11 protein-coding genes and 1 tRNA gene are annotated in these 13,155 nt (G+C 65.3%); 3 read left to right on the top strand and 9 right to left on the bottom strand.

Annotated elements, in window-relative coordinates:
• Positions 1 to 84: 84 nt before the first annotated feature.
• Both ACT17R_RS03260 and ACT17R_RS03255 read left to right on the top strand, forming a co-directional pair.
• Positions 85 to 1,644, top strand: a complete 1,560-nt coding sequence (locus ACT17R_RS03260; protein WP_444808985.1) for a fatty acid--CoA ligase — start codon at positions 85 to 87, stop codon at positions 1,642 to 1,644.
• The gene (locus tag ACT17R_RS03255) at positions 1,641 to 2,849 is read left to right on the top strand and encodes an acyl-CoA dehydrogenase family protein (protein ID WP_186402684.1); all 1,209 of its coding nucleotides are present in this window, start codon (positions 1,641 to 1,643) and stop codon (positions 2,847 to 2,849) included. The genes ACT17R_RS03260 and ACT17R_RS03255 overlap by 4 nt, the downstream gene beginning before the upstream one ends.
• On the opposite strand, the gene ACT17R_RS03250 is transcribed toward ACT17R_RS03255, so the two are convergent.
• Together ACT17R_RS03250 and ACT17R_RS03245 are read right to left on the bottom strand one after the other, a co-directional pair.
• Positions 2,844 to 3,476, bottom strand: a complete 633-nt coding sequence (locus ACT17R_RS03250) for a glutathione S-transferase family protein (protein WP_062900542.1) — start codon at positions 3,474 to 3,476, stop codon at positions 2,844 to 2,846. The genes ACT17R_RS03255 and ACT17R_RS03250 overlap by 6 nt on opposite strands.
• A complete protein-coding gene (locus ACT17R_RS03245; RefSeq protein ID WP_444808984.1) occupies positions 3,473 to 4,405 on the bottom strand; it encodes a DMT family transporter in 933 nt (310 codons plus the stop codon). The genes ACT17R_RS03250 and ACT17R_RS03245 overlap by 4 nt, the downstream gene beginning before the upstream one ends.
• Positions 4,406 to 4,546: 141 nt before the next feature.
• On the opposite strand from ACT17R_RS03245, the gene ACT17R_RS03240 reads away from it, so the two are divergent.
• Positions 4,547 to 4,622, top strand: a tRNA-Trp gene (locus tag ACT17R_RS03240).
• A gap of 79 nt (positions 4,623 to 4,701) precedes the next feature.
• Here ACT17R_RS03240 and ACT17R_RS03235 read toward each other — a convergent pair.
• The 7 genes from ACT17R_RS03235 to ACT17R_RS03205 form a co-directional block, all read right to left on the bottom strand.
• Entirely contained in the window at positions 4,702 to 5,193 is a 492-nt protein-coding gene (locus ACT17R_RS03235) for a MarR family winged helix-turn-helix transcriptional regulator (protein WP_444808983.1), read from the bottom strand.
• Complete coding sequence (locus tag ACT17R_RS03230) at positions 5,190 to 6,398, bottom strand: serine hydrolase domain-containing protein (protein WP_062900539.1); 1,209 nt, start codon at positions 6,396 to 6,398, stop codon at positions 5,190 to 5,192. The genes ACT17R_RS03235 and ACT17R_RS03230 overlap by 4 nt, the downstream gene beginning before the upstream one ends.
• Before the next feature lie 85 nt (positions 6,399 to 6,483).
• On the bottom strand, positions 6,484 to 7,650 hold the full coding sequence (locus ACT17R_RS03225; RefSeq protein ID WP_062900538.1) for an acetyl-CoA C-acyltransferase: 1,167 nt from the start codon (positions 7,648 to 7,650) through the stop codon (positions 6,484 to 6,486).
• A gap of 1 nt (position 7,651) precedes the next feature.
• On the bottom strand, positions 7,652 to 8,881 hold the full coding sequence (locus ACT17R_RS03220; RefSeq protein WP_444808982.1) for an acetyl-CoA acetyltransferase: 1,230 nt from the start codon (positions 8,879 to 8,881) through the stop codon (positions 7,652 to 7,654).
• Position 8,882: 1 nt separating this feature from the next.
• The gene (locus ACT17R_RS03215) at positions 8,883 to 10,574 is read right to left on the bottom strand and encodes a class I adenylate-forming enzyme family protein (RefSeq protein WP_186402688.1); all 1,692 of its coding nucleotides are present in this window, start codon (positions 10,572 to 10,574) and stop codon (positions 8,883 to 8,885) included.
• Positions 10,575 to 10,576: 2 nt separating this feature from the next.
• The gene (locus ACT17R_RS03210) at positions 10,577 to 12,073 is read right to left on the bottom strand and encodes a carotenoid oxygenase family protein (protein ID WP_062900535.1); all 1,497 of its coding nucleotides are present in this window, start codon (positions 12,071 to 12,073) and stop codon (positions 10,577 to 10,579) included.
• Positions 12,070 to 13,041 carry an NAD(P)H-dependent flavin oxidoreductase gene (locus tag ACT17R_RS03205; protein WP_062900534.1) on the bottom strand — a complete coding sequence of 324 codons (972 nt, stop codon included), beginning with the start codon at positions 13,039 to 13,041 and terminating at the stop codon, positions 12,070 to 12,072. Before ACT17R_RS03205 ends, ACT17R_RS03210 begins: the two co-directional genes overlap by 4 nt.
• Between the last annotated feature and the right edge of the window lie 114 nt (positions 13,042 to 13,155).

The raw sequence follows: 13,155 nt of genomic DNA, 5'->3' as shown, positions 1-13,155 counted from the left end.
GCGTTCGGCGCTTTACCTTGGCCGCCGAAGCTTTAGCGTCCTTCTCGATTGCAAATAGCAACGCGATTCGAGGAGAGAGGATCGATGGCTGCCGACGTTTCGGACCTTGTCAGTTTCGACGAATTCATCACCCACTGGGCCGCCGACCGGCCGTCGCGCATTGCGATGCGCGAAGAGGACCGATTGTTCACCTATGCCGAGCTTGAGGAGCGGACGGCGCGCGTGGCAAGCGCGCTGCGCGCCGCGGGGCTCGAGAAGGGCGATCGCATCGCGTGGATCGGCAAGAACAGCGACCTCTATTTCACGCTCTTCTTTGGCGCCGCGCGCGCCGGGATCGTCATGGCGCCGATCGGCTGGCGGCTTACGCCCGTCGAATGGGCCTATATCATCAACGATACCCGGGCGAAGATCGTCTTCACCGGCCCCGGTTTCGACGCGGTGCCCGATCAGTTGGCGGGCAAGCTCGACCATGCGCCGCGCATCGTCGGCGATACCGAGGCACGCGCGCTGATCGAGGCGACGCCGCGCGCGCCCTTCACCCCGTCCGGTCCCGACGATGCCGTGCTGCAACTTTATACCTCGGGGACCACCGGCAGTCCCAAAGGTGCCGTGCTGTCGAACCGCAATTTGTTCGCGTTGCGGAAAAACTCGGCCGACGCCGATCTGGCCTATACGAAATGGGACGATGACGAGGCGGTGCTTGTCGCGATGCCCTGCGCGCATATCGGCGGAACGGGGCTTGGGATCATGGCGCTGGCGGCAGGGCTGCCCGGCATCATCCTCGCCGAGTTCAATCCCGACGGGGTTTTCGATGCGGTCGAACAGCATGGCGTGACGCGCTTCTTCATCGTTCCCGCGGCGCTTCAGATGCTGCTGCTCCACCCGCGCTGCGGCACGGTCGATTACAGCCGGCTCAAATATATTCTCTATGGCGCGGCGCCGATCCCGCTCGAACTGCTGCGCCAGTGCATCAAGATGTTCGGGGCGGAATTCATCCAGGCTTATGGGATGACCGAAACGACAGGCACCATCTGCATGCTGCCGCCCGAGGATCATGATCCCGAAGGCAACAAGCGCATGCGGTCGGCGGGCAAGCCGCTGCCCGGCGTGGAGATCAGGATCATCGGCGACGACGGGCAGGATATGCCCGTGGGCGCGGTGGGCGAGGTTGTCACGCGCTCTTCGAACAATATGCTCGGTTACTGGAACCTGCCCGAGGCGACCGCGCGCACGATGACGGGCGACGGCTGGATCCACACCGGCGACGCCGGCTATATGGACGAGGACGGTTATCTCTACATCCACGACCGGGTGAAGGATATGATCATCACCGGCGGCGAGAATGTCTATCCGGCGGAGGTCGAAAGCGCGATCTACGGCCACCCGGCGGTGCAGGAAGTCGCCGTGATCGGCATCCCCGATCTCAAATGGGGTGAAACGGTCAAGGCGGTCGTCGTGCCCAAGCCCGGGACGACGGTGGAAGAGGCCGACATCATTGCCTGGGCGCGCGAGCGCATAGCGCCATTCAAATGTCCGCGCAGCGTCGACGTGATCGAGGCGCTGCCGCGCAACGCCAGCGGCAAGATTCTTCGCAAGGATCTCCGCGCCCCTTATTGGGAAGGCTATGAGCGGATGGTGAATTGACGGCCGATCCGATCCAGAGGCAGGGGCTGGAGGCCTTCCGGCAGGAGGTTCGCGGCTGGATTGCGGCCAATCTGACCGACGATCTGCGCGACGCCGCGGCGCGCGCGACGAGCGTGTTCGTCGACAAGCCGCATGCGATGGCGTGGCAGGCGATCCTGCATCGCCATGGCTGGGCGGCGCCGCACTGGCCGCGCGAATATGGCGGGACCGGCTGGGACGAGACACAGCGGCATATCTTCGATTCCGAACTCGCCGCTGCCGGCGCGCCCAGCCTGTCGCCGATGGGATTGCGCATGGTCGCGCCGTGCATCATGCGCTTCGGCACCCCCGAGCAGAAGGCGCATTATCTGCCGCGTATCCTGTCGGGCGAGGATTTCTGGTGCCAGGGCTATTCCGAACCGCAGGCAGGATCGGATCTTGCCAGCCTGTCGCTCCGCGCCGAGCGCGATGGCGACGATTATGTGCTGACCGGGTCGAAGATCTGGACGACGCACGCCCATTTCGCGAACCGCATGTTCTGCCTGGTGCGCACCAGCCGTGACGGCCGCCCGCAACAGGGCATCACCTTCCTGTTGCTCGACATGACGCTGCCGGGGATCGAGGTGCGGCCGATCCTGACGCTGTCGGGCGACCATGATTTCAACCAGGTCTTTTTCGACAATGTCCGCGTGCCGCAATCGGGGCGGCTCGGCGAAGAGGATCGGGGGTGGGGCGTCGCCAAATATCTGCTCGAGTTCGAACGCTCGGCGGCTTACGCTGCGGGGCTGACCGCGGCGCTCGATCGCCTGCTGGCCGGCGCGGCGGCGCGCGATTTCGGCGAGGGCGGCACCTTGCTTGACGATCCGGCGATCCGGCGGCGTTTCGCACGGCTCTATACCGATGTCCACGCGATCCATGCCGCCGAGCAGCGGATGATGGCGGCAATCGCGCTCGGGCGCAGCCCCGGTCCGGCGTCATCGATGCTGAAGGTGCAGGGAACCGAGGCGCAGCAGCGGATACAGGAACTGGCGGTCGACATCGCCGGTCCCTACGCGGCGCCGCACCAGTTCGCGGCGCGCGCGCCGGGCAGCAATCTGCCCTTCGTCGGACCCGAAGACGATCTCACCGCTTCGGCGCGCTATTTCAACGGTCGCGCCGCGTCGATCTATGGCGGGTCGAACGAGATTCAGCGCAATATCATGGCCAAGCTGATGCTGGGGCTATAGCTGCGGCGCGTCGGTGCGCTGGCGTTCGCGGGCGCGAAGGAAGGCGGGGCGGGCAGTGCAGCGATGCAGCCAGTCGGTCGTCGCTTCGCCCAGCACGTCGGCCGCGCCCAGCGTTGTCGCAAGGAAGGCGGCATAGCCGATCACGATGTCGGCGGCGGTGAAACGGCCGGCGACCAGCCAGTCGCGCCCGTCGGCGAGCGCCGCCTCGATGCTCTTGGCGCGGCCGCCGAAGAAGGCCTTGTAATCGTCGACCGCCTGCGCGAGCCGGCGCTCGGCGGGTTCGACGCGCGTGTAGCGGATCATGACCGCGAGCGGGAAGGTCAGCGTGGCATCGCTGCGGTGCAGCCAGTTGCGATAGTCCCAATAATCCGCTTCGTCGCGGCGCACCTCGAGCGCGCTGTCCTCGACGATGCGTTCGCATATGGCCGCGGATTCGGTCATCACCCGTCCGCCTTCGACCCAGCCCGGCACCGTCATCAGCGGATTGACGGCGCGATATTCGGGCGCAAAGGCGCGCGGCGGAAAGGGCAGGACGCGCAGGTCGACGTCTGCGCCCACCTCTTCGACCGCCCACAGGCAGCGCAGCGAGCGGGCATCGGGGCAATGGTAGAGGATGGGCGGGGTCATGCGGTGATATCCTTCATCCGTTCGATATGCAGGCGATGCTCGCGCCAGGCGATGAACAGCCCGCTCGCGACGATCAGCGGCGCGCCGACCCAGGTCGTCTCCGCAGGCAGGGTGCCAAAGAAGAACCAGCCGCAGGCAATCGACCACAGCAGGCTCGAATAATCCATCGGCGTCACCACCGCGACAGGCGCGAGGCGCAGCGCGCCGGTCAGCGACAATTGCACCACTGCACCGAGCAGGCCGAGCCCGATCAGCAACGCCCATTCGCCGGCGCCATGCGCGGTCATCACGAACGGCAGCGCCAGACCGAGCGGGAGCATCGAGATCAGACTGAACCAGAAGACGATCGTCATCGGACTTTCGGTGCGCGCCAGATCGCGGACCTGGATCGTGATCAGCGCGGTCATCACCGCCCCGCCGAGCGCAATCAGCGTGCCGAGCCCGTGATGGCCGGTGAAGCCCTGCGCGACGAGCGTCGTCGGATTGAGGACGAGCAGGACGCCAAGGAAACCGACCAGCACGGCGCTCCACCGCTGCCACCCCGTTGGCTCGCGGAGGAACAGCGCGGCAAAGATCACCGCGAAGATCGGCACCGACAGGTTGATCGTCGTCGCCTCGGCCATGGGCAAAAAGATCATCCCGCCGAAGTTGAGCGCCATGCCGGTCAGCCCCATCATCGCTCGCCGCGCATGGGTGCCGATCCGGTGGGTGCGATAGATGGCAAGGTCGCCCCGCGTCAGCGCCCAGCCGACAAGCATCGGCAGCACGATCGCCTGCCGCCAGAACAGGCTCTCGACGATATGGATGCCCGCGGCGTCGATCCGCTTCACGAGCACGAACATCAAGGAGAGGCTGAGCATGGCGAGCAGCCGCAGCGCGATGCCGCCCAGATAATGCTGCGGAACCTCGGGGGACGGGGCGGTGCTCATGCGCCGTTTCGCATATCAGCCTGCCGATGCTTTGCAAGCTAGGGTTCCGGCCCGAGCCAAGCGGCGACAACAATGTTGGGATCGATCGTGCAATCCCCTTGCGCGCGGCCCCCCGTTACGGCTAAGGGCGCACTCCGGCCTAGGGGTATAGCTCAGCTGGTAGAGCATCGGTCTCCAAAACCGAGGGTCGCGGGTTCGAATCCTGCTGCCCCTGCCAGGCCGGACCACGGCGGCTCTCGAAGTGTGCGCCGTTCCAGCGAATATTATAAATGATAGGGGCTTTCGTGCCGTCGCGCTCAAGGCCGCGCCGCATGTGCCAAAGCGCGGTCGAGAAGCGAGCGCTCCGCCAGCGCATCGTCCAGGCGGTCGAGGAGCGGTATCAGATCGCCGGCTTCGGCATTGAGTTCGGCCGCGCTGGCGCCGAGCGCCTGCCAGAGTCCGGCGAGTTCTCTGGTCAGCGCCTCGCCTTTCGGCGTCAGCGCTATCGGACGTCTTCGCGCATCCTTGCCGTCGGTGAGACTGTGGACGAAGCCCTTGGCCTCCAGCGAACGCCGCGCCTGGCTTATCGAGACATGGGTTAGACGTAGCGCCGACGCGATGTCGCCTACGGTCATCGGCCCGTTGCGCATGATCTGATTGAGAATCCCGAACCATCGCTGCTCGAATTCGATGCCGAATGCGGCGTATAGTTGAGCGCTCTCGCGATCGATCCGTTCGGACAGCCGGCGCAGCCTGGCGCCCAGTGCCGCGCCGCCGGCGAGTCGGCTGTAATCGGGTTGTTCGCTCATGAGAGCGCGTTCCCGAGCGTGAACAACTTGCGTGCGATAGCCTTGATCGCGGCTTTGCTGGATGCGGTCGCCGAGCCGTTGGTGAGGATTGCGATCCCGGTCGTCGTCGCGGGATCGAGGTAGACCGCCGTGAAAACGCCGGGATCGCCGCCCCAATGATTGATGCGCGGCGCGCCTTCGCCCTCGGATTCCATCCAGCCGAGCCCTTGACCGGTCAGCCAAACCGGCAGACCTGGCGGCTTTTGCATGTGGAGCATCTCGTCCATCGAGGGTTCGGCGAGCATCCGGTGAGACCCGGTGCGGCCGCGATTTGCCGACGCCGCGACGAAGGGCATGAGGCCCGAGATCGAGGCGCGGAGCATGCCCGCAGGCCAATCGGGAAATCCGACGGGCGCAACAGGGACAAGACGCTGCGCGTCGCTTTCATAGGGCGTGACGCGAAGCGCGGCCGGAACATCGGCGAGGGTCCACGACAGATGATCCATGCCGAGCGGGCTGAACAGCCGGCGCTGCAGATAGGTCCTGAAATCGACGCCGGCGACGCGCGTGCCGATATAGCCGAGCAGGCCATAGCCGACGTTGCAATAGTCATAGGCCCGTCCCGGTGGCGCGCCGGAAAAGCTTCCGGTCGCAGAATAATGTGTTCCGCCGGGAACCAGGTAACTGTGCAGGAAATCGCCGAGTGCGAGCGGCGAATCGCCGCCGTGCGTCCGGAAATCGACCGCATAATAGGTCGCATCCGAGATGCCCGACATGTGCATGAGAAGGTGGCGCGCGGTAATATTTTGCTCGGGCGCTGCCGGAGAAACGACCGCGAAGTCGAGGTAGCGGTTGATCGGCGCGTCGATATCCAGCCGTCCCTCCTCCGCCAGCATCATGATCCCGGTGGCGGTAATCGTTTTCGTCACCGACGCGAGGTGAAACATCGAATCGACGGTGACAGGCCGCCGCATGGCAATGTCGGCATGGCCGCAGGTTCGCGACAGCAGCACTTTGCCCGATCGCGCAAGGCCGACGGCAAGGCCTGTCATCCCGCCGCTGCGCCTCTGGTCCGCAAGGAAGCGGTCGAGGTTCTCGGCGGCGGGGGAGCGCGCGAGCGCTGGTGGCGCGAGCGCAACGGCCGAAAGCGCTCCGGCAAGAAAGGATCGGCGGCCAACCGCCGCATGCATGGACGCCGTCGATGCGGCCGAAGGATCATCGATCATTGGCTATCAATGTAGGCGCCTACATATATTGTCAAGACAGGTAATTCGCGCGTCCCTATGCACTCGCCGTCGCATTGCCGCTGCGTCAGGAGCGATCGATCCGTTCCACGATCAGGGCGGCGCCAACCCCCATCGCGCCCGTTACGACCACGAGCCCCAAACGCCCGTCGCACGCATCGAGCGCGTCGAGCAGTGCCGACGTCAGGATCGCGCCGCTGGCGCCCATTGGATGTCCCTTTGCCAGATGCCCCCCGCCGACGTTCACCCGCATCGGATCGACATCATAATCGCGCAGGAATTTGGCGATGGTGACCGCGAAGGCTTCCATGAATTCGATGCGATCCATGGCGTCGATCGTCAGTCCGGTGCGTGCCAATACCTTGTCCATCGCGGCGAAGCCGGCGGTCAGCGACGCGGCCGGATCGCCGCCGCATTCGGCAAAGGCGACGACGCGCGCGCGCGGGGCGTCGCCGAGCCCGTCGGTTCCGAGAAGCGCGAGGGCGGTGCCGTCGCAGATCGGCGGCGTGTGGGCGACGCTGTGCAGCGGCGCAAAGCGCACGCCGCCGAGCGCCCCAGCATATTGATCCTGCAGGTCGCCAAAAGCTGGCGGTGTGTCGGCGAGGGTCTCCGCGCTGGTTTGCGGGCGCAGGCATTCCTCGCGCGACAGCGCCCCGGTGTCGATGCGCGAGCGTTGCAGCGCCAGGCTGTCCTCCGCCGCCACCGCGCGCTGCTGTGACAGGAGGGCGACAGCGTCTAGGTCGGCACGCGCAATGTCTTCGGCATGGGCGAGCCGGTCGGCGCCGAGAACCGGCGGAACGAAGCGAGCATGCGGCGGCAACTCGGCGTTGGTGTAGAAGCTCGCCCGGTCGCCCAGAAAGGGCGCGCTGCTCATCGATTCGACGCCGCCGGCGAGGATCGAATTCATCTCGCCGCTCGCCACCTTCGCAATCGCCTGGCCGATGGCCGAAAGGCCCGATGCGCAGTAATTGTTGATGCTGTGTGCGATGGTTTCGTGCGGCAGACCGGCGTGGAGTTTGGCGACCAGCGCGATGTGGCCGCCCTGCGTGCCGCTCTGCGTTACGCAGCCGAGCAGCAGCGCGTCGGGCGCGGCCGCCGCATCGCCGCATCGCGCGCGCAGCGCGATGATCTGCTGGCGAACCAGTTCCTGCGGGCTGAGCTTTGCAAGGCCGCCGTCCGGCCGCGCTTTGCCGCGCGGTGTCCGCACCGCGTCGTAGATATAGACGTCGGTCAAATCAGGTGCCGACGACGAAGCTGACTGCGGTCGTGGCACTGCCGCCGACGTTGAAGGTCGCGAAATTGCGCGCGCCTTCGACCTGATAGTCGCCGGCATTGCCCGTTACCTGCCGCCAGCCGTCGAGCAGCATCCGCACGCCCGTCGCGCCGACCGGATGGCCGAGCCCGATCAGCCCGCCCGACGGATTGACCGGCAGCTTGCCGCCGAGCGCAATCGTCCCGTCCTCGACCGCGCGCCAGCTTTCGCCTGGCTTGGTGATGCCGAAATGATCGATCGCCATATATTCGGTTATCGAGAAGCAATCATGCACCTCGACCCCGTCGCAGGCATAGATATCGGGCATCTCGGCGCGGCGCAGCGCGTCCATCATCGCCTTGCGCACGCTGGGGAAGACATAGTCGCCGCCGCGACTGTCGGCGACCTTGGTCGAATAGAGCAGGGGGGCGGTGGCGTGGCCCCAGCCCTTGATGCGCGGGATGCTTTCGAGCGGGATGCCGCGGCGCTTCGCATAAGCCTCGGCAACCTCGCGCGAGGCGAGGAAGATGGCGGCAGCGCCGTCGGTCACCTGTCCGCAGTCGGATTTGCGCAGGCTTCCTTCGATCAGCGGATTGACCTCGTCATTCTCGCCGAGATGATCGTCGGTCACCGCCCAGCCGCGCGTCTGCGAGTTGGGGTTCTTCTTGGCATTGGCGAAGTTATTCGCCGAAATGGCGCGCAGATGCGCGCGATCGAGCCCGAAACGCTCGTCATATTCCTCGGCGACGCGCGCGAATATGTACGGCCACAGGTAACGCGCCTCCTGCGCCTCGCGCCCGGCCCAGGCGGCGACGCCGAGATATTCGGCGGCGCGCTGGCCGGGCACATTGCGCATCAGTTCGATGCCGAGCACGAGCGCGAGGCCATAGCGCTCGGCCTCGATCTCGGCCGCTGCGGCGAGGATCGCAATGCTGCCCGAGGCGCAGGCGGCCTCGTGGCGCGAGGCGGGGATGCCCGCAAGGTCGGGGTGGACATGGCCGAAGAAGCCGCCGAGCTGGCCTTGGCCCGCGAACAGTTCGCCGACGAAATTGCCGACGTGCGCGGTTTCGACCTCGCGGGGTTCGATACCGGTCGCGGCGAATGCGGCCTCTGCAACGTCGCGGAACAGCTCGAACAACCCGCCGCCTTCGCGTTCGAAATTGCGTGCAAAGTCGGTTTGCGCGCCGCCGAGGATGAAGACATCTTTCGCCATGTCAGGCTTCCTTTTCGAGAGTGGCGAGCGCCATTTCGCGCACTTCGCTACGCATCACCTTGTTCGTGACGTTGCGCGGCAAGGCGTCGAAGCGAAACAGCCGTTCGGGCAGTTTGAACACCGCGAGATCCTTTTCGCGGAGATAGTCGGTTACGTGGGACAGCCCCACATCCACGCCGCCGCGCGGGACATAGGCGAGCCCGATCCGCTCGCCCATCTTCGCGCAAGGCAGCGAGAAGGAGCAGGCCTCGGCCAGCAAGGGATGGCCGCCCAAGAGTTGGTCGATCTCCTCGGGCGAGATGTTCACGCCGCCGCGGATGATCAGATCCTTGCAGCGCCCGACGAAGCGGTAGAAATCGCCGCCTTCGGCAATTTCGAACAGGTCGCCGGTGCGGAACCAGCCGTCGGCTGTGAAGGCTTCGGCGGTGCGCTCGGGCACGTTGTGGTAGCCTTCGAACAAGGTCGGTCCGCGGATTTGAAGTTCGCCCGAGATGCCGTCCGCCTCGATCGGATCGCCGCCGCCGGGCGGGACGAGGCGGCTTTCGATATTGGGCGCGCGGCCCTCGCCATAGGGGCGCCGATAAGTGCCGCGGCGCGGGAACAGGCTCGCGCGCTTGTCGGGATCGGGCATGTCGCCCTCGCCGGTGATGAAGCTCATCCCCTCGTTCGACCCGAAGACGTTGACGATGACGATGCCGAGCTTTTCCTGAAAGCCGCGCACCATCGCGGGCGCTAGCGGTGCCGAACCCGAGGCGATGACGCGCAGGCTGGAGAGATCGACGCTCGCCAGCAAAGCCTCATTCTGCAGCAGCATATTGAGCACGGCGGGCGGGGCGATCGTCAGGCTCGGCCGTTCGGTCGCGATCTGCTGCAAATAGACGCCGGGATCGAAGGGATGATGCAGCACCATCGTGCCCGCGCTGGTCAGCCAGCACATGGTGATGCCGCCGATGCTCGCCATATTGATGAGCGGGAAGGGGTTGAGCAGGACATCGCCCGGCCCGACCTTCATCGCCTCGTATCCTGCCCCTGCGACCGCGATCCAGTGGTTATGGCTGCGCGGGACGCCCTTGGGCACGCCGGTGGTTCCCGAGGTCCAGCAGATGGTGAAGATGTCGTCGGCATCGACCGGGTTGGCGGCGACATGGGCTGCAAGAGCCTCGGCGTCGCCGCTGGCGGTCGACAGGTCGATCGCGCCGACGGGCGCCTTGGGGCCGAAGGTCATCAGCCGGATACCATCCAGCAGCGGCGCTGCTACGCCGACATGATCGCAACCCTTCATTTGCGTCGCGCAGACGAAGGCTTTGGGTTCGACCACGCCGATCATGCCTTTCAGCTCATGGCTGCGATATTGCACCGCCGCCGGGCTGACGATCGCGCCGATCTTCGCCGCCGCAAAATAGAGCGCGACGAACTCGCTGATGTTCGGAAGCTGGACGAGCAGTACATCATCCTTGCCGATCCCCGCCGCGACGAGCGCGCCCGCGAGCCGATCGATCTCCGCCGTCAGCTCGGCATAGGTCAACCGCTGCGGATCGCCGAAAGCGAAGCCGCCGCGATTGGGGGCATCGACCAGTGCGAGCCGGTCCGGATGGGCGGCCGCATTGGCTGCGAACAGATCGTCGAAGGTGCGATCGCCCCACCAGCCACTTTCGCGGTAGCGCCGCCTTTTATCCTCTCCCGCGACGATCATCGTCAGCCGGCCAGCACGCTGTTCGGACCCATGCCTATGTCATCGCCGCTCGCCCAGACGGTGTGTGTGCCCGAACAGATGCGCTCTGGCAGGATGATCCGGCACACCGGCCCCGCCGCGATATTCTTCGCGTCGACCAGCACGCATTCGGACGTGTCGGTTTCAAGGTCGGCGATGAAGGACACGAGATAGCCGTCGTCCTCGTCCTTGGCATCGATGCGCGGCGCGAACGGCGCTTCGCTGCCGAAGCGGCCGGGGCCGAAAAGATACTCCTCGCTCGTGCCGGCATCGAGGTCATGCTTGACGAGGCCGCGGAAGAGGAACCAGCCCGGCTCGGGGATGGCGCTATAGGCATAGCGATAGGGTTTGCCCGCATAGCGCTGGTTGAACATGCCGAATTCGAGGTCGCGCTCGTCGAGCCTTTGTTCGGTCGTCTTTCCGGTCTTGAGATTGAAGCGCCAGCGATGAAGGCGCGGCTTGAGCAAGCCCTGGTCAAGATAGGCCATCATCCGCTCCAGCCCCTCGGGAGCATCGGGATAGGATTTGGGCATCGGCTCTTCCTGATAATAGCCGTCGAGGATGATCTCGTCGCCTTCCTCCCACGCGTTGAGCCAGTGGAGCGTGTAGGTCGGTTCGGCCTCGAACCAGCGGATATCCTCAGGGGTTCCGTGCCGCGGGATGATCGCGAAGCGCGTCTTTTCGTCGGGGTGAAACTGGACGACGTGCAGGTTCTTTTCGAGCAGTTCCGCGTTCCAGTAGAGCGGCATGTCGTTGAGGATGGTGTAATTTTCGGTGAATGCCATGTCGTGCGGCAACCGCGGTCCGGCGAGCGGCACGGGAATATAATGTTTCAGCTTATTGTCCGCGCCGACGACGCCATAATGCATATAGGGCGCGTGCTTCGAATAGTTGAAGAACATCAGTTCGCCGGTCGCGAGATCGACCTTGCAATGCGCCGAAATGCCGTCGAGCGGCACCCAGCTTTCGGTGCCGAACTGTTCGAGCGTGAACGGGTCGAGCCGATAGGCCTCGCCGCACTGGTAGAAGGTCGAGATGATCTTGCCCGCGTGGATCGCGACGTCGGTCGACGATGAATCCTTGAGCCATTCCTGCGCACCCCAGCCGTGGCGGGTCGATTTGTGCGGCGGTTCCATCAGCCCGGCCCAGAGCGAGCGGCCGGCTTCCTTCTCGGCCTCGAACCCCTTGGTGCGCACGAAGCGGCTGCGATAGCTCGCGCGGCCGTCCTTGAACGAGATCGCATGGATGAAGCCGTCACCGTCAAAGGGATGATAGCGGCCGATCGGTTCGTGAATCTGGTTCTCGCCAGTGCGGACGTAAACGCCGTCGATGTCGGTCGGGATCGTGCCGATCACCTCGACATCGCCATTGGCGAAGACCGCATTCCACTCATTGTAGGTCGGCCGCCACGCGCCCTTCATATAGGGATGGTCGTTCGGTTGAACGGTGGTCCGGATCGTGTCGACAAGCTGAGCGGTCATGCGATGACTCCTTCGGCGGCTGCAAAGCGCGGCCTGGCGGCGGCCGCATCATATTCTTTCAAGAGACGGTCGACGATGTCCGCGACGGGTTCGGTCGCGCGCACCGCGCCGACGCCCTGACCCGCAGACCAGACATTCTTCCATGCCTTGGCGTCGTCCTGCGCATCGGAGAAATTGGGGCGCTTGTCCTCGGGCATGTTCGCTGGGTCGTAGCCCGCAGCGATCAGGCTCGATTTCAGCCAGTTGGCGGTCACGCCGGTGATGCCGTTCGACGGCACGATGTCCTCGGCGCCTGCCGCGACCACCATGTCCTTGTAAGGCTGCGCCGCCATGCTCTCGGTGCAGGCGATCAGCGACGTGCCAAGATAGGCGAAGTCGGCTCCCAATATTTCGGCGGCCCGTATCGCGTGGCCGGTCGAGATTGCGCCGCCCAGCACCAAGGGCCCGTCCCAGAACTGTCGCACTTCCTCGACAAAGGCGAAACCGGCGGTGGCGCCGGTATGGCCGCCGGCTCCCGCCGCGACGAGCACCAGTCCATCGACGCCCGCAGCCACGGCCTTGCGGGCGAAGCCCACCGAATTGACGTCGGCGAAAACGATGCCGCCATAGGCGTGGATTTGCTCGACGACGCGGGCGGGACTGCCGAGCGCAGTGATGACGAGCGGAACCTTGTGCCGCACGACGCAGGCGAGGTCGTCGGCAAGCCGGCTGTTCGACGGATGCACCACCAGATTGACCGCCCAGGCGGCGGCGTCGGGATCGTTCGAGAGTGCCGCATCGATGCGGCTCACCCAGGCTTCCAGATCGGCGGTCGTCCGCGCGTTGGGAGCGGGAAAGCTGCCGATCATTCCGGCGCGCGAGGCGGCGATGACCATATCAGGGCCCGAGACGAGGAACATCGGCGCCGCGATTGCGGGCAGGCGCAAATTGCGCGTCAAAGCTGCGGGAAGGCCGTGCTTCGGCTTCATTCCTGTCTCCCAAAACTTACTTGCATAGTGATACTAACTTGCGTAACAGAACTTATGCCCGTTCAAGAGGCATTTGCAAGCAAAACATGCCGGCCCGTCGCCGGCAGTGGGGAG

This window comes from Sphingopyxis sp. Q841 (assembly GCF_052384365.1).
Lineage (GTDB): Bacteria > Pseudomonadota > Alphaproteobacteria > Sphingomonadales > Sphingomonadaceae > Sphingopyxis > Sphingopyxis terrae_A.
The sequence above is the reverse complement of the archived record's forward strand: the minus strand, read 5'-3'. Positions and strand labels throughout refer to the sequence as shown.